Origin of the sequence: Luteimonas saliphila, from assembly GCF_016774335.1 — a bacterium.
In the GTDB taxonomy this organism is placed as follows: domain Bacteria; phylum Pseudomonadota; class Gammaproteobacteria; order Xanthomonadales; family Xanthomonadaceae; genus Luteimonas; species Luteimonas saliphila.
The window spans coordinates 316,440-342,354 of sequence record NZ_JAETWA010000047.1 but is presented as its reverse complement, the minus strand read 5'-3'; the positions used below and the strand labels follow the sequence as shown (position 1 = coordinate 342,354).

At 70.6% G+C, this 25,915-nt stretch carries 19 protein-coding genes; 11 read left to right on the top strand and 8 right to left on the bottom strand.

From position 1 onward, the window contains the following. Nucleotides 1-151: 151 nt before the first annotated feature. Together tal and JMO03_RS19930 are read right to left on the bottom strand one after the other, a co-directional pair. Nucleotides 152-1,099, bottom strand: a complete 948-nt coding sequence (tal, locus tag JMO03_RS19935; RefSeq protein WP_202845504.1) for a transaldolase — start codon at nucleotides 1,097-1,099, stop codon at nucleotides 152-154. 72 nt (nucleotides 1,100-1,171) lie between these two features. Further along, on the bottom strand, nucleotides 1,172-2,491 hold the full coding sequence (locus tag JMO03_RS19930; protein WP_202845503.1) for an MFS transporter: 1,320 nt from the start codon (nucleotides 2,489-2,491) through the stop codon (nucleotides 1,172-1,174). A gap of 278 nt (nucleotides 2,492-2,769) precedes the next feature. Here JMO03_RS19930 and JMO03_RS19925 point away from each other — a divergent pair, with 278 nt between their 5' ends. Then, the gene (locus tag JMO03_RS19925) at nucleotides 2,770-3,507 is read left to right on the top strand and encodes an NYN domain-containing protein (RefSeq protein WP_202845502.1); all 738 of its coding nucleotides are present in this window, start codon (nucleotides 2,770-2,772) and stop codon (nucleotides 3,505-3,507) included. Between the two features lie 18 nt (nucleotides 3,508-3,525). Here the strand turns inward: JMO03_RS19925 and JMO03_RS19920 are convergent, their stop codons facing one another. Beyond that, nucleotides 3,526-5,757 (bottom strand): primosomal protein N', encoded by a 2,232-nt coding sequence (locus tag JMO03_RS19920; protein ID WP_202845501.1) that lies wholly within the window; start codon nucleotides 5,755-5,757, stop codon nucleotides 3,526-3,528. Nucleotides 5,758-6,227: 470 nt separating this feature from the next. On the opposite strand from JMO03_RS19920, the gene JMO03_RS19915 reads away from it, so the two are divergent. Further along, nucleotides 6,228-7,160 (top strand): hypothetical protein, encoded by a 933-nt coding sequence (locus tag JMO03_RS19915; protein WP_202845500.1) that lies wholly within the window; start codon nucleotides 6,228-6,230, stop codon nucleotides 7,158-7,160. Continuing rightward, nucleotides 7,147-7,731: a DUF3106 domain-containing protein gene (locus tag JMO03_RS19910; RefSeq protein WP_202845499.1), complete on the top strand. Its 585-nt coding sequence runs from the start codon at nucleotides 7,147-7,149 to the stop codon at nucleotides 7,729-7,731. Before JMO03_RS19915 ends, JMO03_RS19910 begins: the two co-directional genes overlap by 14 nt. 104 nt (nucleotides 7,732-7,835) lie before the next feature. On the opposite strand, the gene JMO03_RS19905 is transcribed toward JMO03_RS19910, so the two are convergent. Both JMO03_RS19905 and JMO03_RS19900 read right to left on the bottom strand, forming a co-directional pair. After that, entirely contained in the window at nucleotides 7,836-8,141 is a 306-nt protein-coding gene (locus JMO03_RS19905; RefSeq protein WP_202845498.1) for a DUF4286 family protein, read from the bottom strand. A gap of 17 nt (nucleotides 8,142-8,158) precedes the next feature. After that, on the bottom strand, nucleotides 8,159-9,376 hold the full coding sequence (locus JMO03_RS19900; RefSeq protein WP_238346339.1) for a DUF3667 domain-containing protein: 1,218 nt from the start codon (nucleotides 9,374-9,376) through the stop codon (nucleotides 8,159-8,161). 155 nt (nucleotides 9,377-9,531) lie between these two features. Here JMO03_RS19900 and JMO03_RS19895 point away from each other — a divergent pair, with 155 nt between their 5' ends. Then, nucleotides 9,532-10,923 carry an MATE family efflux transporter gene (locus JMO03_RS19895; RefSeq protein WP_202845497.1) on the top strand — a complete coding sequence of 464 codons (1,392 nt, stop codon included), beginning with the start codon at nucleotides 9,532-9,534 and terminating at the stop codon, nucleotides 10,921-10,923. Nucleotides 10,924-10,978: 55 nt separating this feature from the next. Next, the gene (gene sppA, locus JMO03_RS19890; protein WP_202845496.1) at nucleotides 10,979-12,862 is read left to right on the top strand and encodes a signal peptide peptidase SppA; all 1,884 of its coding nucleotides are present in this window, start codon (nucleotides 10,979-10,981) and stop codon (nucleotides 12,860-12,862) included. A gap of 587 nt (nucleotides 12,863-13,449) precedes the next feature. Here the strand turns inward: sppA and JMO03_RS19885 are convergent. Next, nucleotides 13,450-14,475 (bottom strand): sugar kinase, encoded by a 1,026-nt coding sequence (locus tag JMO03_RS19885; RefSeq protein ID WP_202845495.1) that lies wholly within the window; start codon nucleotides 14,473-14,475, stop codon nucleotides 13,450-13,452. 197 nt (nucleotides 14,476-14,672) lie between these two features. On the opposite strand from JMO03_RS19885, the gene JMO03_RS19880 reads away from it, so the two are divergent. After that, a complete protein-coding gene (locus JMO03_RS19880; protein WP_202845494.1) occupies nucleotides 14,673-17,489 on the top strand; it encodes a TonB-dependent receptor in 2,817 nt (938 codons plus the stop codon). A 108-nt stretch (nucleotides 17,490-17,597) separates the two neighbouring features. After that, a complete protein-coding gene (locus JMO03_RS19875; protein ID WP_202845493.1) occupies nucleotides 17,598-18,953 on the top strand; it encodes a pectate lyase family protein in 1,356 nt (451 codons plus the stop codon). Nucleotides 18,954-19,081: 128 nt separating this feature from the next. Here JMO03_RS19875 and JMO03_RS19870 read toward each other — a convergent pair whose 3' ends face one another. Together JMO03_RS19870 and JMO03_RS19865 are read right to left on the bottom strand one after the other, a co-directional pair. Beyond that, nucleotides 19,082-20,683: a carboxylesterase/lipase family protein gene (locus JMO03_RS19870; protein WP_202845492.1), complete on the bottom strand. Its 1,602-nt coding sequence runs from the start codon at nucleotides 20,681-20,683 to the stop codon at nucleotides 19,082-19,084. 5 nt (nucleotides 20,684-20,688) lie between these two features. Beyond that, complete coding sequence (locus JMO03_RS19865; RefSeq protein ID WP_202845491.1) at nucleotides 20,689-22,026, bottom strand: pectate lyase family protein; 1,338 nt, start codon at nucleotides 22,024-22,026, stop codon at nucleotides 20,689-20,691. Nucleotides 22,027-22,174: 148 nt separating this feature from the next. On the opposite strand from JMO03_RS19865, the gene JMO03_RS19860 reads away from it, so the two are divergent. Genes JMO03_RS19860 through JMO03_RS19845 form a run of 4 tightly spaced genes read left to right on the top strand, consistent with a single transcriptional unit; the run spans nucleotide 22,175 to nucleotide 25,868 of the window. Next, a complete protein-coding gene (locus tag JMO03_RS19860) occupies nucleotides 22,175-23,026 on the top strand; it encodes a 2-keto-4-pentenoate hydratase (RefSeq protein WP_202845490.1) in 852 nt (283 codons plus the stop codon). Beyond that, entirely contained in the window at nucleotides 23,023-24,027 is a 1,005-nt protein-coding gene (locus tag JMO03_RS19855; RefSeq protein ID WP_202845489.1) for a TRAP transporter substrate-binding protein, read from the top strand. The genes JMO03_RS19860 and JMO03_RS19855 overlap by 4 nt, the downstream gene beginning before the upstream one ends. 8 nt (nucleotides 24,028-24,035) lie before the next feature. Next, complete coding sequence (locus JMO03_RS19850; RefSeq protein ID WP_202845488.1) at nucleotides 24,036-24,581, top strand: TRAP transporter small permease; 546 nt, start codon at nucleotides 24,036-24,038, stop codon at nucleotides 24,579-24,581. A 3-nt stretch (nucleotides 24,582-24,584) separates the two neighbouring features. Then, the gene (locus JMO03_RS19845) at nucleotides 24,585-25,868 is read left to right on the top strand and encodes a TRAP transporter large permease (RefSeq protein WP_202845487.1); all 1,284 of its coding nucleotides are present in this window, start codon (nucleotides 24,585-24,587) and stop codon (nucleotides 25,866-25,868) included. Nucleotides 25,869-25,915 lie beyond the last annotated feature (47 nt).

Here is a 25,915-nt window from a genome sequence, read left to right as displayed (position 1 = left end):
CGGCTCTCACTCCGACCTTCTCCCGCAAGCGGGAGAGCGGCCAGGCGGGTCTTCGTGGCGGGGGATGCCTCGCCGCATCAGGACTCGCAAGGAACCGACGTGGCGGCGATGGCGGACTGCAGCTTCCGCGCGCTGGCGCCGTGGTGCGGGATCAGCCGATCCTGGCGGCCAACTGCGCCTCGAGCTTGCGCTGGTCGGCGGCGAAATTGCGGATGCCCTGGGCCAGCTTCTCGGTCGCCATCGCGTCCTCGTTGTGCTGCCAGCGGAACGCGGCTTCGTCGAGCGCGGCGGGCTTGTCGCCACGTTCGCCGGCATCGACCAGCGCGCGCTCGACGGTCGCGTCGGACGCTTCCAGCGCGCCGAGCAGGTCGGGCGAGATCGTCAGGCGGTCGCAGCCAGCCAGCGCCAGCACTTCGCCGGTGTTGCGGAAGCTCGCGCCCATCACCACGGTGTCGTAGCCGTGGCGCTTGTAATAGTTCCAGATGCGGGTCACCGACTCCACGCCCGGATCGTCCTGCGGCGTGGCCGGCTTGGCCATGCCGTTGGCCAGGTGCCAGTCGAGGATGCGACCGACGAAGGGCGAGATCAGGAACACGCCGGCCTCGGCGCAGGCCACCGCCTGCGCGAACGAGAACAGCAGGGTGAGGTTGCAGTGGATGCCCTCGCGCTCGAGCCGTTCGGCGGCGCGGATGCCCTCCCATGTCGAGGCGATCTTGATCAGCAGGCGGTCGGTACCGATGCCGGCCTGGCTGTAGAGCTCGACCAGCCGATGCGCCTTGGCGATGGTGGCCTCGGTGTCGAAGCTCAGGCGCGCGTCGACCTCGGTGGAGACGCGCCCGGGGATCAGCTTGAGGATCTCGCCGCCGATCGCCACCGAGAGGCGGTCGCCGGCGTCGGCCACGCGGGCCTCCCCGCTGCCGCCGGCGCCGGACACGGCCTCATCCAGGCGCGCCGCATAGGCCGGCAGCGAGGCGGCCTTGAGCAGCAGCGAGGGATTTGTGGTGGCGTCCATCGGCTTGAAGCGGGCGATCGCCTCGATGTCGCCGGTGTCGGCGACGACGGTGGACAGGGCGCGGAGCTGTTCGAGCTGGGTCGGCATGCGGGCGTGGGGTCGGTTCGATGCGGGATGCGCCTATTGTCGCGCATCCGCCGTTGCGCTGCCGTAACGGTTTCAGCGCATACCGTCGCGGTCGATCCGCGAGGCCGCGCGCGTGTCCGGCATGCGCAGGTAGACCAGCAGCGACACGCCGATGCAGGCGGTGACGTACCAGAAGAAGCCGCGCTCCATGCCGATGTCCTTGAACCACAGCGCGACGTACTCGGCGGTGCCGCCGAACAGCGCCACGGTCAGCGCGTAGGGCAGGCCGACGCCGAGCGCGCGCACCTCGACCGGGAACAGCTCGGCCTTCACCACCGCGTTGATCGCGGTGTAGCCGCTGACGATCACCAGCGCGGCCAGGATCAGCCAGAACGCCTGCACCGGGCTCGCATCCTGCAGGATCGACAGGATCGGCCAGGTGCACAGCACACCGAGCACGCCGAAGCCGATCAGGATCGGCCGGCGCCCGATCCGGTCGGACAGCGCGCCGACCAGCGGCTGCAGCAGCATGTACACGAACAGCGTCGCGGCGTTGATCAGGCTCGCGGTCTCGTTGGCGATGCCGGCGCTGTTGACCATGAACTTGTGCACGTAGGTGGTATACGTGTAGAACGCCAGCGTGCCGCCCATGGTCAGGCCGACCACGGTCAGTACCGCGCGCGGATGGCGCGCGAGTTCGCGCAGCGTGCCCTGGCGCGCGTCGGTTTGCGCGGAGGCGTGCGCCTCGGCACGCGCGAAGGACTCGCTTTCGACCATGGTCCGGCGCAGCCACAACGCCACGACCGCGGCCAGCGCGCCGATCACGAACGGGATCCGCCAGCCCCAGTCGCGCAGTTGCTCTTCGGTCAGGAACACGCGTTGCAGCGCGATCAGCACGCCCAGCGCGACCAGGTGCCCCATCACCAGGGTCACGTACTGGAAGCTCGACCAGAAGCCGCGGTGCGCGCGCGTGGCGACCTCGCTCAGGTAGGTCGCGGACGTCCCGTACTCGCCGCCGACGCTCAGGCCCTGCAGCAGCCGTGCCAGCAACAGCAGCACCGGCGCGGCGATGCCGATGCTGTCGTAGCCGGGCGTGCAGGCGATGAGCAGCGAGCCGCCGCACATCATCACCACCGACAGCATCAGCGCGCGCTTGCGTCCGTGGCGGTCGGCGTAGCGCCCCAGCAGCCAGGCGCCGAGCGGGCGCATCAGGAAGCCGACCGCGAAGATCGCCGCGGTCCTGAGCAACTGGCTGGTGCGGTCGTCGCCGGGGAAGAAGGCCTCGGCGAAGTACAGCGAGAACGCCGCGTAGACGTACCAGTCGTACCACTCGACGAGGTTGCCGACCGAACCGCTGAAGATGCTGCGCAGGCGCTGCGCGGGCGTCATGGCGGCGTGGGGTGCGGTCTGCATGCGGCGGACGTGTCCGGTGGGGTCGGGGCGATTCTGGACCGTTCCGGCGTCGGGATCACGTGCCGATTCCCCAGGATTCCTGTCATCCCGAGCGCAGCGAGGGATCTTGTATCCGACGCCGGCAGCAGATCCCTCGCTACGCTCGGGATGACAGGAATGTTTTTGCGGGAGGGGAGGCGATGCGCGCAGGCAAGGCAGCCGGTTTGGGGGGCGCATTGATATGTTGTCCGAATGCGCTCGATAATCGGGCGACTGCAGCGCGACGACGGAGTGGACGGATGGATATCGAACGACGCATCGCGCTGCTGGTCGATGCGGACAACGCGCCGGCGGGCAAGATCGACGCGATCCTCAACGAGGTCGCGCGCCACGGCGTGGCCAACGTGCGCCGCGCCTACGGCAACTGGAAGAATCCGCACATCAAGGCCTGGGAGGCCGTGCTGCACGAGTACGCGATCCGGCCGATCCAGCAGTTCGACTATTCGACCGGCAAGAACGCCTCGGACATGGCGATGGTGATCGACGCGATGGACCTGCTGTACGCAGGCAAGCTCGACGCCTTCGCCATCGTCTCGAGCGATGCCGACTTCACCCCGCTGGTGATGCGGCTGCTGACCGAAGGCGTGAAGGTCTACGGCTTCGGCGAGCAGAAGACGCCCAAGCCCTTCGTCAACGCCTGTTCGAAGTTCACCTACGTCGAGGCGCTGGGCGCGCCGGGCGTCGCGGCGGACGCGGCGCCCTCGGCCAGCAAGCCGCGCACCCTGAAGCAGCTGCGCGGCGACGGTCGCCTGCTGCAGCTGCTGCGCAGCGCGGTGGAGTCGGCCGCCGACGACGACGGCTGGTCGCACCTGGGCCAGGTCGGCCAGCAGATCGGCAACCAGGCCTCGTTCGATCCGCGCAACTACGGCTACCGCAAGCTCAGCGACCTGGTCGAGGCGATCGGCCTGTTCGAGGTGCGCCGCCAGGGGCAGATGGTGTTCGTGCGCGACAAGCCCCGGGGCAAGACCGCCGGCTGATCGGGCGCACTGCGCGGATCAGTACAGGTCCACCGGGTCGACGTCCAGCGACCAGCGCACCTTGCGCGCTTCGGGCAGCGCGTGGATCGTCGGCAGTGCCGCCTCGAGCGCGACGTGCAGCGTGCGGCGCGTCGGCGCCGACAGCAGCAATTGCGCGCGATGCATGCCGGCAAGGCGCGGCATCGGTGCCGGCATCGGTCCGCCGAGGGTCAACGTGTCCTGGTCCGGTTCCGCCGCCGCCGGCCGCGGTGGCGCGAGACACTGCTTCGCGGCCTGCAGGAACCCCAGCGGCCCCCCCGCGTGCTTGGCCTCGGCGCGCAGCAGCGCCAGGTGCGCGAACGGCGGGAAACCGGCGGCCTCGCGCTGCGCCAGTTCTTCCGCGGCGAAGGCGTGGTAACCGCCGTCGATCAGCGTCGTCAGCAGCGGGTGCCCGGGATGGTGGGTCTGCAGCAGCACCTGTCCCGCGCGCTGCGCGCGTCCGGCGCGCCCGGCGACCTGGATCAGCAGTTGCGCGAGCTTCTCGTGCGAGCGGAAATCCGCCGAGAACAGCCCCTCGTCGATGCCGACCACGCACACCAGGGTGAGGTTCGGCAGGTCGTGGCCCTTGGCCAGCATCTGGGTGCCGATGAGGATGCCGGGGCGCTCGCCGATTTCGCCGAGCAGCGTCGCCAGCCCGTCCCTGCGCTGGGTGCTGCCGCGGTCGATGCGCAGCACCGGCACGTCGTCGAACTTCGCCGCGAGGACTTCCTCGATGCGCTCGGTGCCCACGCCCTGCGGCTGCAGGGCGAGGCTGGCGCAGTCCGGGCATGCCGGCGGCGGCGCCCGGCGATGGCCGCAGTGGTGGCATTGCAGGCGCCGGCCCTGCGCATGCACGGTCATCGGCCGGCCGACCTCGGGCGTGCCGCAGCGCGGGCATTGCGCGCTCCAGCCGCAGTCGTGGCACAGCAGCACCGGGGCGTAGCCGCGGCGGTTGCGGAACACCAGCACCTGGCCGCCGTCGGCGAGCGCGGCGCGGATGGCCTCGAGCATCTGCGCCGACAGCCCGGCCTCCAGTGGGCGCTTGCGCACGTCCATCACCCGCACCGCCGGCGGCTTCGCGTCGCCGGCGCGCTGCGACAGGCGCAGGTAGCCGTAGCGCTCGCCGGTGGTGGCGTTGTGCAGGGTCTCCAGCGAAGGCGTCGCGCTGCCCAGCAGCACCGGCACGCCGAGCGCCTTGCCGCGCACCAGGGCGAAGTCGCGGGCGTGGTAGCGGATGCCGTCCTGCTGCTTGTAACTGCCGTCGTGCTCCTCGTCGACCACGATCAGGCCGGCGTGGGGCAGCGGCGTGAACACCGCCGAGCGCGTGCCCACCACCACTCGCGCCTCGCCGCGCCAGGCCGCGGCCCAGGTGCGCGCGCGTTCGCCGTCGTTGAGCCCGGAGTGGGTGGCGTGCACGGGCACGCCCAGGCGCGCGCGGAACCGCGCCAGCAACTGCGGGGTCAGGCCGATCTCGGGCACCAGCACCAGCGCCTGGCGGCCGCGCGCGAGGCAGTCGTCGATCGCGTGCAGGTAGACCTCGGTCTTGCCGCTGCCGGTGACGCCGTCGAGCAGCAGCGGCGCGAAGCCGGTAGCGCCACGTATGTCATCGATCGCGGCCTGCTGTTCGGCGTGGGGCGTCGGCCCGGGTGCCGGCATCGGCACGAGTTGCGAAGCGGGTACCGCGACGCGTTCGGCGTAACCGCGCCTGGACAGTGAGCGCGCGGCCGCGCGCCAGTCCTCCAGGGTCGCGTCGAGCGCATCCTCGTCGCGTCCGGCGTCGCGCAGCAGCTCGGCCAGCCGCCGCGGGCGCGTGCCGCTGCGCAGCCCGCTCAGCGCGGTGGCGCCGGCTTCGGTCAGGCGCCAGGCCCAGGCATGGGTGTCGGGCAGCGGTTCGCCGCGTCGCAGGGCCGCGGGCAGGGCGGTGGCCAGCACCTCACCGAGCGGGGCGTGGGCATAGCGCGCCAGCCAGCGCAGCGAGTCGAGCAGTTCGCCGTGCAGCAGCGGCCGGTCGTCGAGCCGCGCGAGGATGGCGCGCAGCTCGGGCGCATCGGGCGCCGCTGCGCCGACCGCCGCGACCACGCCCACAAGTTCGCGCGGCCCGAACGGCACTCGCACGCGCCGGCCGATATCGTCGGCGCCGGGCGCGTGGCCCGCGGGCGCGGCGTAGTCGAACAGCCGCGGCAGCGGCAGCGGCAGGGCGACCTGGAACACGGGAGCAGGGGCATCGGACACCGCCAAAGTCTAGGGCTTCGTGGCGCGACGTCGTGCCGGGCCTGCGCGCTGGCCGGACTTGCGTGCCAGAGTTGTCCCGCGGTGGACGTTCCGCCCGCAAGTGGATGGCGGCAAAGGATTTTCCCCTTATCCACAATTTGTGTGGATAACCCTGTGCACGAGCGCATCCGCAGCGTGTTTTTGGCCTCGCCCTGCGCGTGAAAGCCCGGGTTGGCGAAAAAAGCGCCAAACGACCATTTATCTGAAAAATCAACGAGTTCCGCGTGAAACAAAGCCTTCACAATGTCGAACACCGCTTCACGCGGGTGCGAGATGACGGTTTCGCGACGCATGTGCACAACGTTTGCCCACAAAAGCGCTTCTGGATCACCGAGTGAGACGCCCGTCAAGTCCCTGGTGGCCGAGGCGACGCACGTATCATGGCGCGCGTCGGGCCGTCCCCCGGGCCCGGAAACGATGGCGTCTTCCCCTTGAACGATCCCACCGCGGTCCATGCCGCCCTGACTGCGTTCCTGCGCGGCGTCGAGCGCCGGGGCGCGGTGTTCGCGGAGTGGCAGGGCGGGGACGGCGAGGCCGGCGACAGGGCCCTGGCCGCCACCTTGCGCGGGTTCCGCGAGGTGGCCGGCGGCATCGCCTTCGCCGAGTGGCCGCGCCGCTTCTGGGCGATGCTGCTGGCCGCGCCGCAACTGCGCACCACCGTGCGCGCCACCCCCGACGCCGCCCCCGCCCACGTCGCCGCACTCGGAAGCGGGCCCCGCGCCGCCCTGTTGCTGCGGCTGGTCGCGGGGTTGGCCGAATCCGAAGCCGCGGCGGTACTGGGCATTGCCCGTCCGACCTATCGACTCGCCCTGCAACGGGCCCTGCCGCACTGCGACGATGGCAGTGCCGACCCCGAGGGATGGCGGGCGCTGTCGGCCGCAGCGCAGCAGGCGGTGCGGACGCTGCCGCTGGAACGACTCGAGCGGATCGGGATGCTGCGCGACGGGCATCGCCCGCGGCCGGCGAAGCCCGTCGCGCCGGCCAGCAGGCGTGCCGGCTGGGTCTGGCCGGCGACGATCGCCGTGCTCGCGCTCATGGCCGCGGCCCTGGTGGCGACCTGGTGGTGGCCCTGGACCCCGGCCCCCGCCGAGGGCGGGGGTGCGCGCATCCGCACCGAGGAACTCCCCCCGGCCGCGACCCCGGCCGCGCGCTTCGATCCTGCCGCGTCCCTGGAAACCCATCGCGATCTCGACCTGCTGATCGCGCAGGCGACGGACGCGTTCGACGACGATGCCGACCCGGCGTTCGAGGCCTGGCTGGTGGACGCGCTGGCGCAGGCGGGCGTGGCGACGGCGGATTCCGTCGCTGGCGTAGGCGCCGGGGCCGACGCATCGACGGCGGAGGGCGCCGATGCGCTGGACTGACCGGTTCCGTGCCGGATTCGGCGGCCTGGCGCTGCTGCTGGCCGCCGTCGCGGCCGCGCAGCCAGCAGGGGAAGGCGCGCGCCGGATCGCGTCGCTCGCGCCGGAGCAGCGCGAGGCGCTGCAGCGCCGGGTCGAGGCCTGGGACGCGTTGCCGGCGCAGATGCAGCGCGAGAGGCGCGAAGCGTGGACGGCCTGGCAGGCGCTGCCGGAGGCCGAGCGGGCCCGGATGCGCGCGGCACGCGCGGCCTACCGGGCGTTGCCGGTCGCGGAGCAGCAGGCGTTGCGGTCGCGTTTCGACGCGCTCGATGCCGGTATCCGTCGCGGCTGGCTGCTCGGCCCGGTGCTGGGCGCGGACTGGCCGCAGTTGCACGCGCTGTTCGCGCAGGTCGCGCCGGACGAGCGCGAAGCGCTGCTCGATGCGCTGCGCGCGTTGCCCGCGCAGGCACGTGCCGACCTGGGCGTACTGGCGCAGCGCACGCCGCCGCAGGACCGCCACCGCCTGCGCGCGGCGCTGATGGCGCAGGCGCCGCCGCAGCGCGCCGCATGGTTGCGACGCCGGGTCGAGCCCTGACCGGCTCTCCGCTGCCGGCGTCGCGTACGCACGTCCGCGTGCTCGCTGATCGTGCGGATCCGCTCGGGCCGACCAGGAGCGCCCGGGGCGGTCCGCTGCGCGCGTCAGCAGGCCGGACGCAGCACCCGTCGCGAGGCGCGCACCCGGTCGCCGAAGCGTTCGGCGCTCTCGGCGCGCATCCGCGCCGCATGCCCCTGCAGGTACGCTTCGAGCGCCGCGCCGTCGCGCAGGCGGTAGTGCGCGCACAGGAGCAGATGGCGGGCGTCCGGGGGCGTTTCCACCACCTCGAACACCTCGGCGGCGTCGAAGCCCGGCAGCGCGAGGATCCGCTCCACGTGGCCGGGCAGCCATGCCAGGTAGTCCTCCGCGATCTCGCGCTCCACCCGCACGGTCACCTCGTACAGCACCATGGCACCATCTCCGCCGGCTACATCCACACCAGGCTGGCGATCGTGGTGAACGCCGCGCCGAAACTGAGCAGGATCGAATAGCACATGCCGATCACGCCGTACTTGAGCAGGGTCATCGTCCAGCCCTGACCGTATACCCGTTTCTGCATCAACAACAGGTAGATCGGCATCCAGATCCAGATCGCGGCCTCCACCAGCTCGAAGCCGATCGCCAGGCCGCCGCCCTGCGGCGCCAGCCATCGCTCCAGAGCCGTGGTCACGAACAGCAGCAGCAACGCCAGGCACAGGAAGGCGTGGCTGTGCAGGGCAACCATCAGGTGCTCCATGTACAGCCGGCGCTTGAACACGTAGGCGAGCTTGAGCATCAGCGCGAACAGCGGCAGCAGCAGGAACAGGGTCGAGGGCACGGACCCGAGCAGGGCGTCCTTGAACAGATCCGGATCCTCCTGCAGCCGCTGCACGTTCTTCTCGGCGCGCCCCACCTGGCGGTTGAGCCAGTCGTTGGCGAACCCCGGCAGGAAATCCACCGTGACCGGATTGGTCACCGGATCCCAGTCCTCCGGTCCGAACGTGAGCTTGTTCAGGCGCGGCACCGGGGGCGGACCGCCGGTTTCCTCGGCGCTGCGGAAGGCCGCGATGCGCTCGTCGGCCTGGGCGCGGATCGCGGTTTCGCTTGCGCGCAGCGCCGCTTCGGCGGTGCGCAGGCCGATCCCGGCGCCGGGATCGGCCGGGCCGGCCTGCGTGGCTTCGTCCCCGAGTTCGACGCGCGAGGCGGCGATCTCGGCCAGTGCCCGGTCGCGCGCCTGCTCCACTTCGGCGATGCTGCGCGCGGTCTCGATGCCGCTGTTGCCGCCGAGTTGCACCGGATTCTGGTCGCCGAAGCTGACCACCAGCTTGCCGATGAAGAACGTGACGATGGCGAGGAAGAAGAACAGCCGGAATGGGCTGACGTAGCGGATGCGGCGGCCGGCGAAGTACTCGAGCGTCAGATAGCCGGGTCGGGCCAGCAGCGGCCAGAGCGTACGCGGTGTGCGCGAATCCCATTCGAACACGCTGTCGAGCACGTCGCCGACCAGGCTGGAGAAATGCCGCACCAGTCCCTTCACCGGCTGTCCGCAGGCGTAGCAGTGCTCGCCCAGCAGGGGCGTGCCGCAGTTGGCGCAGTCGCCGCGCGGTGCGTCCATGGCGGGGAGCGCGGGCGGGGAGGTCGCCGGTGTGTCGGTCGGGGCGTTCATCGGATTCCGGAGGCGATGGGCGCGCGCATCGGGCCGCCACCCACGGGCAGGCGCGTGAAGGCGCATCGTATCGCCTAAAATACCGGTCGCCGTCGACCCGGCGCCAGCGCGCGACACCCGATCGCTGCCGGCCGCAGTCGTCCCGAGCTCCTGCCATGTCCGCCTCCACTCCGCCGCCGCGCTTCCGCAGGGAAGTGCGGACCTCCGCCGTGCTTGCCGCGCCGCTGGTCGCCGGGCACCTCGCGACCGGGCTGATCGGCTTCGTCGACAATGTCATCGCCGGCCGCCACGGCACCAACACCCTGGCCGGGGTGGCGGTGGGCACGGCCATGTTCTGGTTGCCGATGATGGTGCCGATGGGCACGCTGATGGCGCTGCCGCCGTCGGTCTCTCAACTCGACGGCGCCGGCCGACGGGCCGAGGTCGGGCCGCTGTTCCGGCAGGCGTTGTGGCTGTCGCTGGCGCTGGGCGCGCTGCTGTTCGCGTTCCTGAGCCTGTCGGTGCACGCGCTCGCGCCGATGGGGATCGCGCCCGAGGTGCGCCCGGCCGCGAGCGCGTTCCTGCTCGGGATCCGCTGGGGCATCCCGGCGATGACCCTGTACTTCTGCATGCGCTACCTGTGCGACGGCCTGCATTGGACGCTGCCGACGATGGTCTTCGGCTTCGGCGGCCTGCTGGTGCTGCTGCCGCTGGGCTACGCGCTCACGTTCGGCGCATTCGGACTGCCGGAAGGCGGGGCCGGCGGGCTGGGCCTGGCGTCCTCGATCATGCTGTGGCTGCAGGTGCTCGGCTTCCTCGTCTACCTGGCGCGCGCGCGCAGGTTCGAGGCGATGCGCCTGTTCGACCGGTTCGATCCGCCGCGCTGGCGCGAGATCTCGACCCTGCTCCGCACCGGCCTGCCGATCGGGGTCACCGTGGCGATGGAGGGCGGGCTGTTCATCGCCACCGCGCTGCTGATCGGGCGGCTGGGCGAACTCGAGGTGGCGGCGCACCAGATCGCGATCAACGTCGCCAGCCTGTGTTTCATGATCCCGTTCGGGGTGGCCGAGGCGACCACGGTACGCGTCGGGCATGCGGTCGGCGCCGGGCGCGGCGCGCAGGGGGTGCGCCGCGCCGCGCTGGCCGGCCTGGTGCTGGTGCTGTCCACCCAGGCGCTGTCGGCGACGGTGCTGCTGGGCTGGCACGAGGCGATCGCCGGCATCTACACGCGCGATCTGGCGGTGGCTTCGCTGGCCGGCTCGCTGCTGCTGCTGGCCGCGGCGTTCCAGTTCCCCGACGGCGTCCAGGTGCTCTCGGCCGGCGCGCTGCGCGGGCTCAAGGACACCCGGGTGCCGATGTTCATCGCCGCCTTCGCCTACTGGGGCGTGGGCATGCCGCTGGGCGCCGGGCTCGGACTGGGCCTGGGCTGGGGGCCGCGCGGGATGTGGCTGGGGCTGATCGCCGGCCTGCTGGTCGCGGCGGTGCTGATGGCGCTGCGATTCGCGCGCAGCAGCCGCCCGGCCGCGCTGCCGGCCATGCCGCAGGTGCGGGTGACCAAAGACGCATGAAAACGCGGTGATTGCCGGGTACTCTGGCCGTCCGGAACAGGGAGCTTTCGCCCAAATGAGTCAAACCCCACAGCGCGGCCCGTTGCTGCGCGCGATCGTCGGCGTCTGGGACGGGATGAACTTCGTCCGCCGGCTGGTCTTCAACCTGCTGTTCTTCTTCCTGTTGCTGCTGGTGCTGGTGGTGCTGGCGGGCGGCCGCAAGGGCGTAGCGCCGCTGGAGGCGCGCAGCACGCTGGTGATCGCGCCCGAGGCGGTGCTGGTGGAGCAGTACACGTCCGATCCGGTCAGCCGCTCGTTCCAGGCCAGCTTCGGCCGGGGGCCTGCGGAAGTGCAGCTGCGCGACGTGCTGCAGGTGCTCGAATCGGCGAAGGACGACGACAACGTCGAGCGCGTGCTGCTGCGCGTGGACCGCATGGGGTTCTCGGGCTTCGCCTCGATCCGCGAGATCGGAGCGGCGATCCAGGCGCTGCGCGAATCGGGCAAGCAGGTGGTCGCGTTCGGCGAGCGGTTCACCCAGGGCCAGTACCTGCTGGCAGCGCAGGCCGACGAGGTCTACCTCGATCCGCAGGGCGAGATCCTGCTGCTCGGCCTGAGCGGCTACCGCCAGTTCTACCGCGAGGGCCTGCAGGACAAGCTCGGCATCGACATGCACCTGTTCAAGGTCGGCGAGTACAAGTCCGCCGCCGAGCCGTTCATCCGCGACGACGCGTCGCCCGAAGCCAAGCAGGCCGACCTGTTCTGGCGCAACGACGTCTGGCAGCGCTACCTGGCCGACATCGCTCGCCTGCGCAAGACCACGCCGCAGGCGCTTGCCGCCGGCATCGACGCCCTGCCCGAGGGCGTGGCCGCGGTCGACGGCGACGCCGCGCGTTACGCGATGGCGCAGAAGCTGGTCGACGGGCTGAAGACGCAGGAAGAGGTGGAAGTGCTGCTCGCCGAGCGCGGCGAGGCCGACGAGGACGCGGAAGGCGGCTTCCGCCAGGTCGGGTTCTTCGACTACCTGCGCCATGCCGAAGGCCCGAAGCGCGCGGCCGACCGGCGGCCGCAGGTCGCGGTGGTGGTGGCCGAGGGCAACATCCTCGAGGGCCGCCAGCCGCCAGGCACGATCGGTGGCGAGTCCACCGCCGCGCTGCTGCGCGACGCGCGCGACGACGACGACGTCAAGGCGGTGGTGCTGCGGGTGAATTCGGGCGGCGGCTCGGCGTTCGCCTCGGAAGTGATCCGCCGCGAGATCCTGGGCCTGAAGAAGGCCGACAAGCCGGTGGTGGTGTCCTTCGGCGACGTCGCCGCGTCGGGCGGCTACTGGATCAGCATGGACGCCGATCGGATCTACGCCGATCCGTCGACGATCACCGGTTCGATCGGCATCTTCGGTCTGATCCCGACTTTCCCGCGCGCGCTGGAGAAGATCGGCGTGCATACCGACGGCGTCGCCACCACGCGCATGGCGGACGCGTTCGACCTCAGTCGGCCGCTGTCGCCGGAGGCCGGGCAGCTGATCCAGTCGCTGATCGACAAGGGCTATCGCGATTTCATCACCCGGGTCGCGCAGGGTCGCGGCCGTACCCCGGAGCAGATCGACGAGGTGGCGCGCGGCCGTGTCTGGACCGGCGAGCAGGCCAAGCAGCGCGGCCTGGTGGACGAGTTCGGCGGCCTGCGTGCGGCGATCGCCGACGCCGCGACGCGCGCCCGGCTCGGCGACGCCGACGCCTGGCGGGTGCGCTACGTCGAGCGCGCGGCCACGCCGTTCGAACGCTGGTTCGCGGGCTTCGTCGAAGGTCGGCTGGCACGGGCCTGGCTGCAGGATTCCGACCTCGCACGCAGCCTGCTCGCGCGCGCCGCGCCGCAGGCCGAACGCGACCTGCGCATGCTCGAGCAGGTGCTCAAGGCCGACGGCGCGCCGGCGAAGGTGCTGGCGCACTGCTTCTGCGGGCTGTGATGTGACGCGTGGATGCGGCCTGCAGCCTTATCCGGGCGACGCGCGAAACACGGCGTAGCCCGGGTAAGCGAAGCGCACCCGGGACCACGCCCGGGCGAAGCCTTCGCATGGACCGGCTTTCGAGTCCGTGGCTTCCCGGATGCGGCCTGCGGCCTTATCCGGGCTACGCGCGGAACACGGCGTAGCCCGGGTAAGCGAAGCGCACCCGGGACCACGTCCGGGCGAAGCCTTCGCATGGACCGGCTTTCGAGTCCGTGGCTTCCCGGATGCGGCCTGCGGCCTTATCCGGGCTACACGCGGAACACGGCGTAGCCCGGGTAAGCGAAGCGCACCCGGGACCACGCCCGGGCGACGTCTTCGCATGGACCGGCATTCGAGTCTGCGGCCCACCGGGAAAGCCCGGCGATCAACGGGGCATTCTTGCGGGGAGCGGGGCTGCACGAGCGGCTTCAGGCGCGACGACGGACCCGGGTTCGACCGGTGCCGCTGCACGGAACGCCGAACGGACGCGCACCGTTCCCGCTGCGCCCGAGCCAGGTGCGGTGGTGGTGTAGGCAGCGCAACCGCCGCCCGTGGCAAGGCGCGCCTCAGCGTTTCACGTCCAGCCGCTCGCCGCGGACCAGCGCCATCACGTCGTCGACGTCGCACAGGTTGAAGTCGCCCGGGACGGCATGCTTCAAGCAGCCGGCGGCATGGCCGAAGCGCAGGCAGTCGGCGTCGTTCCAGCCCAGCACCAGGCCATGCAGGACGCCAGCGGCGAAGGCGTCGCCCCCGCCGATCCGGTCGACGATCGCGGGCAGCTCGCGCGGCTCGACCCGGTGCAGCTCGCCGTCGCGCGTGGCCATCAACGCGCCCAGCGCGTGGTGCTCGACGCTGGCCTGGGCGCGCGTGGTGCAGGCGATGCGCTGCAGCCGGGGGAAGGCGTCGAAGGCGCGGCGCGCGGCACGTGCGAAACGCTGGTCGTGGGCGTCGGCATCGCCGCCGGCCTCCGCGCCCAGCACCACGTCGATGTCGCGGTGGTCGGCGAAGGCGATCTGTGCGCCTTCCAGCAGCGGGCGCAGGATCGTGGCCGGATCGCCGTCCCAGGCAGCCCACAATTTCGGCCGGAAGTTGCCGTCGAACGAGACGCGGACCCCGGACGCCACCGCGGCCCGCACCGCGTCCGTGGCGGCGGCGGCGGTGGCCGCACCCAGCGCCGGGGTCACCCCCGACAGATGCAGCCATGCGGTATCGCGAAGCAGCGCGTTCCAGTCGTAGTCCGAAGCGGGCGCCGATGCGAAGGCCGATGCGGCGCGGTCGTACAACACCTCGCTCGGCCGGTGCCCGGCGCCCGTGGCCAGGAAGTACAGGCCCATGCGGCCGCCGGCCAGGCGCACGGCGCGCGTGTCCACGCCGTGTCGGCGCAGTTCGCCCAGCGCCGCGCGGCCGAGCGGGTTGTCGGCGACGGTGCCGAGCATGGCCACGTCGTGGCCGAACCGGGCCAGGGACACCCCGACGTTGGCTTCCGCCCCGCCGATCCGGACCTCGAGCGCGGGCGACTGCAGCATCAGTTCGCGCCCGGGGGAGGCGAGGCGGAGCAGCAATTCACCGAAACAGGCGATTCGAGCGGACATGGGGGCTCCCATTGGGGACTCGCATCATCGGCCAGCGCCGGCGACAGGGCGTTTTGCGTCGCAGCATGCTTGCCGGGCAAGGTTTTGTTAGGGTTTTGGCCAGCGGTGTCATTCGGGCCCGCCGGGCGTCATCTCATAAGCACTTACAACTGTCAGCCGCCGCAACGGCCAACGACTGACATCACGGGAGGGGAATTATGCAAGTTGTCGCACAGAGAAAAAAGACACCGGTTACCTTGCTGGCCGTTTCGATCGGCCTCGCCCTGCAGGCCCAGGCGATGATGGCGATCGCGCAGGACGCCGAACCGGCGGCGCCGGCGTCGCCCGCCGCGCCCGTGGAGGATGCGCGAACGCTCGACACCATGGTCGTGACCGGCTATCGCGCCAGCCTGGAGAAGGCGCTCGACATCAAGCGCGGCGAGAGCGGCGTGGTCGACGCGATCGTCGCCGAGGACATCGCCGATTTCCCGGATCTCAACCTGGCCGAATCGCTGCAGCGCATCCCGGGCGTCTCGATCACCCGCGAGGGCGGCGAGGGCCGCAACATCTCGGTGCGCGGCCTCGGGCCGCAGTTCACCCGCGTGCGCATCAACGGCATCGAGGCGTTGTCGACCGGCGGCGGCACCGATACCTCCGGTGGCGTGAACCGCGGTCGCGGCTTCGACTTCAATACCTTCGCCTCCGAACTGTTCAGCCAGCTCGTGGTGCGCAAGACCTCGGCCGCGGAGATCGAGGAGGGGTCGCTGGGCGCGACGGTCGACCTGCGCACCGCGCGTCCGTTCGACTTCGACGGCTTCACCCTGTCGATCGGCGGCCAGGCCAGCTACAACGACCTGCTCGAGGAAACCGATCCGCGCGGCAGCTTCCTGATCAGCAACACCTTCGCCGACGACAAGCTCGGCGCGCTGCTGTCGGTGGCATACACCGACCGCAAGGTGGTCGAGGAAGGGTCCGACTCGGTGCGCTGGGCGAATGGCCCGTCGAACGGCAACTTCAGCGCGGCCTCGCCATTCCTGCGCGCGCGCGACGCCGACGTGTTCCACCCCCGCATCCCGCGGTACAACCTCTACGTCCACGACCAGGAGCGCGTCGGCGTCACCGGTTCGTTGCAGTTCCGGCCGAACAGCCAGACTGAACTCGCCTTCGACGTGTTGTACGCGCGCTTCGACGCGAACCGCTGGCAGGACAACATGAATGCGGTCTCGTTCAGTCGGGGCAACAGTACCGCCGACGACATCCCCGCGCCGCTCAATCCGCGGACCGGAAAACCGAACACCTTGGTGCTGGATGGTGAGGTCGACTCTCGTGGAAACCTGGTGTATGGCGTGTTCGACAACGTCGACATCCGCTCGGAAGGTCGCTACGACGAACAGACCACGGACTTCCTGCAGTGGGGCTGGACGCTCAAACACAGGTTCAACGACGCCTTCACCCTGGATGCACTGGTCGGCAATTCGCGCTCCGAGTACGACAATCCGGTGCAGACCACGATCATCATGGACAAGTTCGATGTCGATGGATACTCGTGGGACTACCGCGGCAACAGCCGCCTGCCGGCATTCGACTATGGCGCGCTGGATCCGCTCGACCCCAACGGCTGGACGCTGGCCGAGGTGCGCCTGCGCCCGCAGTACGCGCGTAACGAGTACGACACCGGCCAGGTGGACCTGACCTGGAACGCGTCGCCGTACTTCACGCTCAAGGGTGGCGTGCACTACAAGGACTACACCTATACCGGCCGCGAATGGCGGCGTTCCACCGAAAGCGTTTCGCCCACGCTCGTGGACAGCACCACGCTGGCAGGCCTGCTGCGCGAGTTCGGCCTCTACGGAATCGGCGCCGGCGGCGTCAACCGTTGGCTGGTTCCGGACGTGGCCGCCTTCGCGCGGGCATACGACATCTACAGCAACAGCGGGATCTACGCGGTGTCCAACACGTTGTCCGGGGTGGCGGCCAACAACCGTGTGGTCAACGAGCAGAGCACGGGCTTCTACCTCCAGGGCGATTTCTCGTTCGACATCGGCGCCGTGCCGTTCCGTGGCAACGTCGGCGTGCGCCGCGTCGACACCGAGCTCACCAGCGACGGCTTCTCGATCGTGGGCCCGGCGTCGGTGCCGACCCGCGTGGTGCACGAATACAGCGACACGCTGCCCTCGTTCAACCTGATCGCGGAGGTGACGCCGGACTTCCTGGTGCGGCTGTCGGGCGCGGAAGTGATGTCGCGCCCCAACCTGGGCTTCCTCAACCCGGGCGCCACGGTCACGGTCAGCGGCGGTGCGCGTACGGTCACCACCGGCAACCCGCGGCTCGATCCGTTCCGTGCCAAGACCCTCGACCTCAACCTGGAGTGGTACTTCAGCAACGAGGGGCTTTTGTCGTTGGGCGTGTTCTACAAGGACATCGACAGCTACATCCAGACCTCGCGGGAGACGCGTCCCTTCAATACCTCGGGACTGCCGGACTCGCTGCTGGTGGGAACCGGGGCGTCCCCGACCGACGATTTCGTGTTCCAGCAGCCGCTCAACACCCCGGGCGGCGACCTGACCGGCTATGAGATCAGCTACCAGCAGCCCTTTACCTTCCTGCCGGGCATCTGGCAGGACTTCGGCGTCCAGCTGAACTACACGTACGTCGAATCGGAGATCCAGTACCTGACTTCGACCGGTGCGCCAGCGGCCACGGGACCGATGGTCGGGCTGTCGAACAACGCCTGGAATGCCACTGTCTACTACGACAACCAGAAATTCTCCGCGCGCGTGTCCGCGGCCTACCGCGACGAGTACCTCAACCAGATCCCGGGACGCGAGGGCAGCGACGTGGAGGGTACCAAGGCGACGACCACGGTCGATGCCTCGGTCGCGTACAACTTCAACGACAACTTCTCGATCTCGCTCGAAGGCCTGAACCTGACCGACGAGTGGAGCGATCTGTGGATCGATTCGGCAGGCGACAGGCCAATCGCTTACACCCATACCGGCCGCCAGTTCATGGTCGGCTTCCGCTACAAGTTCTGACCGCGTGAAGCAGGCCGGCGCGGAGTTCCGTGCCGGCCTGCGGCGTCCGTGAAGGGTCCGGGCCGGCGTGTCGCCGGTGGAACGGGGGGCTCCGCAAGGAAGGTCCGCATGAACACCACCAGGCACCTGCTGCCGGTCGTCCTGTCCCTCGCAGCGTTATGCGCGCTGTCCGCGACGGCCTCGTCTCCATCCAGCCTCGGCCGCCAGCCGATCGCCGCAGGCGACGGGTGGGCGAGCCTGCCCACCGATGCGTTGCCGCAGGGCACCACCGGCGGTTCCGCGGCGCAGCCTTCGCGCGTGCACCGCGTGCGCGACCGCAACGCGCTGGTCGCCGCGCTCGCCTATCCCGACGCCACGCCGAAGATCATAGAGATCGAGGGCGTTCTCGATGCCAATGTCGACGCGCAGGGCGATGCGCTGCAGTGCAGCGACTACCATCGCGCCGATCCAGAATCCGGAACGCCGTACTCGCTCGATGCCTTCCTCGCCGCGTACGACCCGGCGACCTGGGGCCGCGTGGATCCCGACGGCCCGCTGGAGCGGGCACGCGCGGCCTCGGCCGCGGCGCAACAGTCGCGCGTACGCATCCGGATCCCCGCCAACACCACCATCGTCGGCGTCGGCGGCGACGCGCGCGTGCGCGGCGCCTGGTTCGACATCCGCCCGGGCAGCACCAGCGGCAACACGCCGATGAACGTGATCATCCGAAACCTCACGTTCGAGGATACGTTCGATTGCTTTCCGCAGTGGTCGCCGGGCGACGGTGCACAGGGCAACTGGAACGCCCTGTACGACACCATCTCGGTGCGCAATGCCACGCACGTGTGGATCGACCACAACCGCTTCGCCGACATCCAGACCGCGGACGACCGCCTGCCGGTGTACTTCGGCCGGCTCTACCAGGTGCACGACGGCTTTCTCGACGTCACCAACGCCTCGGATCTCGTCACCATTTCCTGGAACCACTTCCGCGACCACGACAAGGCGATGCTGGTCGGCTCCTCGGATGGCGCGAGCGCCGATCGCGGCAAGCTGCGGTTGACCTTGCACCACAACCTGTTCGAGGACCTCGACCAGCGCGTGCCGCGCGTGCGCTACGGACAGGTGCATGTCTACAACAACGCCTACGTGCTCACGGCCGCGGGGGCGGTGCGCTACGGCTACAGCTGGGGCGTGGGCGTCGAGTCGCAGATCTTCGCGGAGAACAACCACTTCCGTGTGCCGGGGGCGGTGACGCCGGACCTGTTCATCGAGCGCTTCAACGGCCAGAGCATCCACGCCGAGGGCAGCTACGTGAATGGCGTGACCGCGCGCAATGCGGTCGACGTGCTCGCAGCGTTCAATGCGGCGAACGGCGATACGCTGGTGGCGGGCGTGGACTGGGTGCCGGTACTGCACGGGCCGGTGGCGCCGACCTCGAAGGTGCCGGCCATGGTGGCGCGCGGGGCGGGCCCGTTCGATTGAGCGGACGTGCGCGTGCCGCGTCCGAGCGGCGGGCGAATCGGGAATCGTGGCAGACGCGCGTCAAGCCTGCGATGACGGCGAGTCGCCGAGGTGCCAGCGCTCCTGGCCGGTTCTGGTCCGGCGCGGCTCTAGAGCGTGCCGCGCTGGACGAACGGCGCTTGTCGGTAGAGCCGGCGTTCGTCGCCGCGCGGATCGAACGCCATGCGAGGCGCATCGGCGAACACCATCGTTTCGCCGCGTTCCTGCGACCAGGGCGCCCAGTCCGCGGTCGCGCCGATGCCCGGGTTGCCGTTCCTGGCGAAGGCGAGCAGCGCATCGGCCATCGCGTCGGCAACGCGCTGTGCGTCGCCGGACGTGCCGGTGCGTGCGTGGGGTTGCGCGATGTTGTCGAACACCAGCGCGATGTCGAGCGTGTGGAAGGCACGCATCCGTCCGTCCGGATCGACATCGCGCGGGTACCAGTCGAGCTGGTAGGCCCAGGTATTGGCGTGGCCGTCGCGTGCGCGCGCCTCGAGTTCCTCAAGCGCGCCGCGCCAGGAACGGCCGGCGGTGGTCGCGGCGAAGAACACCTCGGACGGCGTGTAACGCGGATACATGCGCCGGTATCCGGCGATGACGAGGGCGGGATCGAGATCCACATACTGGTGCCTGCGCAACGGCTCGGGGAGGCTGTCCCAGTCGAGCGCGTGGTGCGCCGGATCGCTGCCGAGGAAGGCGCGGGTTTCGTCGCGGGTGTTGCCGATCACCATCGGCAGTCGCGCCGACTGCGGCGGCGCATCCGGCCAGAACGGGTGGCGCGGCAACGCCTCGCCGTCGGCTACCGGTCCGAAGTACAGCGCCGTGTCCTCGATGCGGGACGGGTCGCGCACCGACTGCGCCTGCAGTAGCGCGCCGACGGGCAGGGTGCGCAGACGAGCCGCGTCCGCCGGCTGCAGCCCCAGCGCGTCGAGGAAGATGCGGGCGCGTCCATCGGCGGCGCGCGGTCCCGCGGCGGTGACCTGCTGGCCGCTCATCGTCCAGGCGCGATGGAACAGGCCGCGCGCGGAAGGCATCGCCATCAGCGTGGCGATCTTGGCGCCGCCGCCCGATTGCCCGAACACGGTGACATTGCCGGGATCGCCGCCGAACTCCAGTGCGTGCTCGCGTATCCAGCGCAGCGCCTGCACCAGGTCGAGCTGGCCGACGTTGCCCGAAGCCGCGTACTCCGGACCCAGCAGCTCGGCCAGGTGCAGGTAGCCGAACGCGTTGAGGCGATGGTTGAGCGTGACCACCACCACGTCGCCGCGCCGGCACAGGCGCGTGCCGTCGTACAGTGGATCGCTGCCCGAGCCGGTGTTGTAGCCACCGCCGTGCAGGTAGACCAGGACCGGGCGTCGCGCGTCGTCGCGCAGCGCGGGCGTCCACACGTTGAGGAACAGGCAGTCCTCGCTGCCGGGTCCGTCGCCGCCGCGCTGCGGCGCTGACGCGCCGAACGCGGTCGCGTCGTGCACGCCGCGCCAGGGCGGCTCGCGCAGCGCCGGCAGGAAGCGTCGTTGCGTGGTATCGGCGCCATAGCGCAGCCCGCGGAACACGTGCACGCCATGCGCCCGCTCGCCGGCGACGCGGCCGCCGCGTACGCGGGCGAGCGCATGCGCGGGCGACGGTGCGGCGAACGCGCCGGTGACGGGGACCAGCGCAGCGCCGATGCCGCCCGCGGCGGCAAGCAGGAGGCGGCGACGTGCCGATCGCATGCCGCTCAGCGCAGCGGTTCGCCGCGCTGGTAGCCGGCAAGCGGCTCCATCGTCTCGAGGTTCCATTCGGCTTCGACGAATGGCTTGCGGGTTTCGGCGTAGGCCGGGTAGCCACCGACCTCGTCCTGGCTGTCGATGATCGCACCGCGGCCCTCGATGACGTCGGCCACGATGCGCCGGTCGATCGGATCGCGGTTCCACGGCGTGGCGCCAGCGGTCTCGATCACGGCGTCCTGCACGCTTGCCGACGGCAACAGCGACACCCCGAACGGCAGTGCGGGCGCCGACTTCAACAGGTTCACCTGGGCCGGCGCGGTGGTGTAGCGGCCGACGTCGGGAATGGTCTTCTCGCCGATCGTGTCCACGGCGAGGTTGTCGTCGAGGAACAGGTCGACGTCGCCCGAACCGCCGATCATGAACAGGGCCAGCTTGCGCGTGTCCGGGCCGGCGCGCAGCACGTTGCCGCGCAGGATCATCGCGCCGGTCGCGTACTCGTGGCCCAGCCATTCCTCCGCGATCAGGTTGTAATGCGCGGCGCGCGCGCCGGGGTTGTAGATCAGGTTGTTGAGCACCTGGCCCGAGACGCCGCCCTTGAACAGCGGGTTGCGTTCGTAGTTGTGCGCATAGAGGTTGCCGACGATCAGGATGTCCTGCACGTGGTCGTGCACCAGCGTTCCCTTGGAATGCTCGCCCTTGCCGTGGCTGGAATGGGCCAGGCCCTCGGCGATCAGGTTGTTGCTGAAGGTGATGCGGCGCGAGGTGCCCTTGCGGAAGTCTTCGAGCGTCTTCCCGCCCTCGATGAAGCGCGTCCCCGACGCGGACAGGCCTTCGTCCGTGCCCCAGGTGAGCGAGCAGTGGTCGACGATCACGTTCTCTGCGCGCACGGTGGAGATCGCATCGAAGTCGACGCCGCTGCGCCTCGGCTTCCCCGCATCGCCGGGACGCACGCGCAGGTGGCGCACGATCACGTCGTGGGTGGCGATGTCGATGCCGCCGCGGATCAGGGTGATGCCTGGCGCCGGCGCGGTCTGGCCGGCGATGGTGATAAAGGGTTCGGTGACGCGCAGGGTCTGCACGCCCAGGTCGATCACGCCGCCGACTTCGAACACGACGATGCGCGGGCCCTTGGCCTCGACCGCGGCGCGCAGCGATCCGGGACCATCGGCGGCGAGCGTGGTGACGCGCAGCAGCTGGCCGCCGTGCCCCCCGGGCGTGTGTGCGGCCCAGCCCTGGGCGCCGGGGAAGGCCGGCTTGGACGGTTCGGCGGCCGGCACCGGGACCGTCAGGCAGAGCAGGCAGGCGAGCAGGGCGAACCAGGCGGGCAGTCGGCGGATCGGGGTCATGTGGAAGGCTCCATCGCGGGTCGGATCGGGCGGCCGGCCGAAGAATGTCCACCGGTTTGCCGCACTGCACATTGAAGATGACACCGGTTTACCTTACAAGGACAACCGGCCTGCGGCGATCTGCACCGCAACATCATCCGGAGGGGCCTTGAGCAGCGAAACCGAAACATCGAAGGACTCGACCGAGCACGCCGCCGCCGCGGCCATCGCCGACACGTTCGTGGAGGCGCGGCTGCAGGGTCGCAGCGTGCCGGGTTTCCCGGGCGCCATTCCCGACGACCTGGTCGCGGCGTACAAGGTCCAGGATCTCGCGATCGCGCGCTGGCCGGATCGCGTGGCCGGCTGGAAGGTCGGCTACATCGGCGCCGAGCGCCGGGACGGTTCGGGCGACGATCGCCTGCTCGGTCCTATCTACCAGCGGCAGGTGTCGACCCGGGTGGACGATGCCGTGCTGCCGGTGTTCTCCGGCGGCTTCGGCGCGATCGAGGCCGAATACGTGCTGCGCCTGGAGGCCGACGCGCCTGCCGGCAAGCTGGACTGGACGCCGGCCGAGGCCGCGGCGCTGCCGGCCACGCTGTCGATCGGCCTGGAGATCGCCAGCAGCCCGCTGGCGACGATCAACGCGCTCGGGCCGCGGGTGGTGGTCTCGGATTTCGGAAACAACAACGGCCTGGTGGTGGGGCCTGAGATCGCGCGCTGGCGCGACATCCCCGAGCAGGAGCTGGTCGCGGAATGCTGGATCGAAGACGAGCGCGTCGGCACCGGCGGCGCCATGCTGCTGCCCGGTGGATTGCTGGCGGCCTATGCGTTCGCGCTGTCGCGCTCGGCGCGCCGCGGCCGTCCGTTGCGGGCCGGCGACCTGATCGCGACCGGCAACGCCACCGGCATCCACGATGTGCGCGTGGGCCAGCGGGTGCGGGTGGACTTCGGCGAACACGGCACGATCCACGGACATGTCGTCGCCGCCACCCCATTTGCCGCGGGCGGCGACTCCGCATGAAGCGGCGTCGCTTCATCGCTGCCGGCCTCGGCGCAGCATGCACCACGGCCGCCACGGCCGCCACGGGCGCGGTGCCGGCGCTGGCTGCGGGCCGCGGCGGTTCGCTGACCGCCACCGACGTGCACGTCGGCGACTATCCCACGGTCCAGGCCGTGCGCTGGATCGGCGAAACGCTGGAGCGCCAGACGCAGGGCCGGCTGCGCATCCGGCTCTACCACTCGGGCCAGCTCGGCCGCGAGGCCGAGGCGATCGACATGGCCCGCTTCGGCGCAATCGACTTCGCGCGCGTCTACAGCGGCGCACTCAACAACGCCTTCCCGCTGACCCGGGCGCTGTGCCTGCCGTACGTGTTCGATTCGGTCGCGCACATGCGCCGGTCGATGGACGGCGAGGTCGGCCAGGCGGTGCTGGACGGTTTCTCCGAACGCGGTCTGGTCGGGCTGGCGATCTACGACTCCGGCGCCCGCTGCTTCTACAACGCGCGGCGCCCGATCCGCACGCCCGCCGACCTGCAGGGAATGAAGATCCGCGTTCCCGTTTCGGACATCTTCATCCGCCTGCTGCGCCAGTTCGGCGCCAATGCCACCCCGCTGTCGCTGGGCGAGGTCTACTCGGGCATGGAGACGCGCATGATCGACGGCGCCGAGAATAACATCCGCAGCTTCCACTCCAGCCGCCACTTCGAGGCCGCGCGCTACTGGTCGCAGAGCGAGCATTCGTACGCGCCGGACGTGCTGCTGCTGTCGCAGCGGACCTGGGATGCGTTCGATCCCGCCGACCGCGAGCGGCTGCGCGACGCCGCGCGGCGCTCGGTGACGGTGATGCGCGACGCCTGGGACGCTTCCGAGGCCGCGGCACGCCAGCAGGTGCTGGCCGCGGGCATCGAGGCGAACGAGGTGGACATCGCCGCCTTCCGCGAGGCGGCCGCGCCGTTGCTCGCGGAGTACCGCCGCGATCCGCGCATCGACGCGCTGTACGCGCGGATCCGCGCAACCGCATGAGGACGCAGATGACGGGACGACCGGACAGCCGCCGCGAAACCGAAACCGACGCCGGCACCGCCCCGACGCCTGCAGGCGCCCCGGGCGTGCTCGACCGGATCGCCGGCATCGCCATCGCCATCGCCGCGGCCGCACTGGCGGGTCTGGTGCTGGTGCAGGGCTGGCAGGTGGTCGCGCGCTACGTGCTGAACGACTCGCCGAGCTGGACCGAGCCGGTCACCGTGCTGCTGCTCAGCACGGCGATGAGCTTCGGCGCGGCGGCGGGCGTGCACACCCGCCGCCACTTCAGCTTCAGCCTGCTGGCCGATGCCATGCGGCCGCATGTGCGACGTGTGGTCGACGCGATCAATGTGCTCGTGATCGCCGGGATCGGCGCGGTGCTGGCGGTGTGGGGCGCGGTGCTGCTGTTCGACGCGCTGGACGTGCGCATCGCCGGCGCGCCGATGCCGCAGAGCATCGGGTTCCTGCCGCTGTCGCTCGGCGGCGCGCTGATGGTGCTGTTCGCGCTGGCGAGGTTGCCCGGGATCGTGCGCGGCCACGGCGGGGAGGGCTGACCCATGGGCATCGCGATCCTGTTCTGCGTATTCATCGTGCTGCTGGTGATCGGCGTCCCGGTCGCCTACGCGCTGGCCGCCGCCTCGTTGTTGACGCTGCTGTATCTGGACCTGCCGTCGGTGGTGCTGGCGCAGCAGGTCGGCGCGGGCATCGGCACCGCCTCGCTGATCGCGATTCCGCTGTTCATCTTCGCCGGTGAGATCATGATGCGCGGCGGCATTTCCGAACGTCTGATCGCGCTGGCCGCAGGACTCGTGGGACGCGTGCGCGGCGGCCTGGGGCAGGTCTCGGTGCTGTCGTCGCTGTTCTTCGGTGGCGTGTCCGGATCCGCGATCGCGGACGTGTCCGCGGTCGGCGGCACCATGATCCCGCAGATGGTCAAGCGCGGCTACGACCGCGATTTCGCCGTCAATGTCTGCATCACCGCCGCACTGGTGGCCTTGCTGGTGCCGCCCTCGCACAACCTGATCCTGTACTCCGCGGCCGCTGGTGGCGGCATCTCGATCGCCGACCTGTTCGCCGGCGGCATCCTGCCGGCGCTGCTGATGACGGCGGCGATGATGCTGACCGGCTACGTGGTGGCGCGTCGCAGGGGCTACGGCACCGAACCGTTTCCCGGCCTGCGCACGGTGCTGCTGCGGCTGGTGTCGGCGCTGCCCGGCCTGGGCCTGGTGGCGCTGATCTTCATCGGCATCCGCGCGGGCGTGTTCACCGCGGTCGAGAGCGCGGCGGTGGCGGTGGTGTACGCCCTGCTGGTGACCGTGGTGCTGTACCGGCAGCTGCGCTGGCGGATGTTCCTCGAGACCATCGTGCATGCGGCACGGACTACCGGCGTGATCCTGTTCGTGATCGCCTGCGCGGCCGCGTTCGGCTGGATGCTGGCCTACCTGCAGGTGCCGGTGGCGGCGGTCGAGGCGCTGCAGGCGATCGCCGACGACAGGTACGCGGTGCTGCTGCTGATCGTGCTGATCCTGTTGCTGCTGGGGACCTTCATGGACCTGGCGCCGATGATCCTGATCTGCACCCCGATCTTCCTGCCGGTGGCCAAGGCCTACGGCATCCACCCGGTGCATTTCGGCATGGTGCTGGTGCTGACCGGCGGCCTGGGCCTGGTGACGCCCCCGGTGGGCTCGGTATTGTTCGTGGGCACCGCGATCGGCAAGATCACGATCGCCGAAAGCCTGCGTTCGATCTGGCCGTTCTGGCTGGCGGGCCTGGCCGTGCTGCTGGCGGTGGTGTTGTTCCCGCAGCTGTCGCTGTGGTTGCCGACGCTGCTGCGCGCGTGAGCCGCCCGGCCCGTGCCCCCTTGCACGGGGTCGCGCGACCCCGCATG

What these genes read in the sequence shown, in the direction of transcription:
- tal (WP_202845504.1), bottom strand. Translation starts at nt 1,099, where the DNA reads ATGCCGACCCAGCTCGAACAGCTCCGCGCCCTGTCCACCGTCGTCGCC.
- JMO03_RS19930 (WP_202845503.1), bottom strand. Translation starts at nt 2,491, where the DNA reads ATGCAGACCGCACCCCACGCCGCCATGACGCCCGCGCAGCGCCTGCGC.
- JMO03_RS19925 (WP_202845502.1), top strand. Translation starts at nt 2,770, where the DNA reads ATGGATATCGAACGACGCATCGCGCTGCTGGTCGATGCGGACAACGCG.
- JMO03_RS19910 (WP_202845499.1), top strand. Translation starts at nt 7,147, where the DNA reads ATGCGCTGGACTGACCGGTTCCGTGCCGGATTCGGCGGCCTGGCGCTG.
- JMO03_RS19905 (WP_202845498.1), bottom strand. Translation starts at nt 8,141, where the DNA reads ATGGTGCTGTACGAGGTGACCGTGCGGGTGGAGCGCGAGATCGCGGAG.
- JMO03_RS19900 (WP_238346339.1), bottom strand. Translation starts at nt 9,376, where the DNA reads ATGAACGCCCCGACCGACACACCGGCGACCTCCCCGCCCGCGCTCCCC.
- JMO03_RS19895 (WP_202845497.1), top strand. Translation starts at nt 9,532, where the DNA reads ATGTCCGCCTCCACTCCGCCGCCGCGCTTCCGCAGGGAAGTGCGGACC.
- sppA (WP_202845496.1), top strand. Translation starts at nt 10,979, where the DNA reads ATGAGTCAAACCCCACAGCGCGGCCCGTTGCTGCGCGCGATCGTCGGC.
- JMO03_RS19885 (WP_202845495.1), bottom strand. Translation starts at nt 14,475, where the DNA reads ATGTCCGCTCGAATCGCCTGTTTCGGTGAATTGCTGCTCCGCCTCGCC.
- JMO03_RS19880 (WP_202845494.1), top strand. Translation starts at nt 14,673, where the DNA reads ATGCAAGTTGTCGCACAGAGAAAAAAGACACCGGTTACCTTGCTGGCC.
- JMO03_RS19875 (WP_202845493.1), top strand. Translation starts at nt 17,598, where the DNA reads ATGAACACCACCAGGCACCTGCTGCCGGTCGTCCTGTCCCTCGCAGCG.
- JMO03_RS19870 (WP_202845492.1), bottom strand. Translation starts at nt 20,683, where the DNA reads ATGCGATCGGCACGTCGCCGCCTCCTGCTTGCCGCCGCGGGCGGCATC.
- JMO03_RS19865 (WP_202845491.1), bottom strand. Translation starts at nt 22,026, where the DNA reads ATGACCCCGATCCGCCGACTGCCCGCCTGGTTCGCCCTGCTCGCCTGC.
- JMO03_RS19855 (WP_202845489.1), top strand. Translation starts at nt 23,023, where the DNA reads ATGAAGCGGCGTCGCTTCATCGCTGCCGGCCTCGGCGCAGCATGCACC.
- JMO03_RS19850 (WP_202845488.1), top strand. Translation starts at nt 24,036, where the DNA reads ATGACGGGACGACCGGACAGCCGCCGCGAAACCGAAACCGACGCCGGC.
- JMO03_RS19845 (WP_202845487.1), top strand. Translation starts at nt 24,585, where the DNA reads ATGGGCATCGCGATCCTGTTCTGCGTATTCATCGTGCTGCTGGTGATC.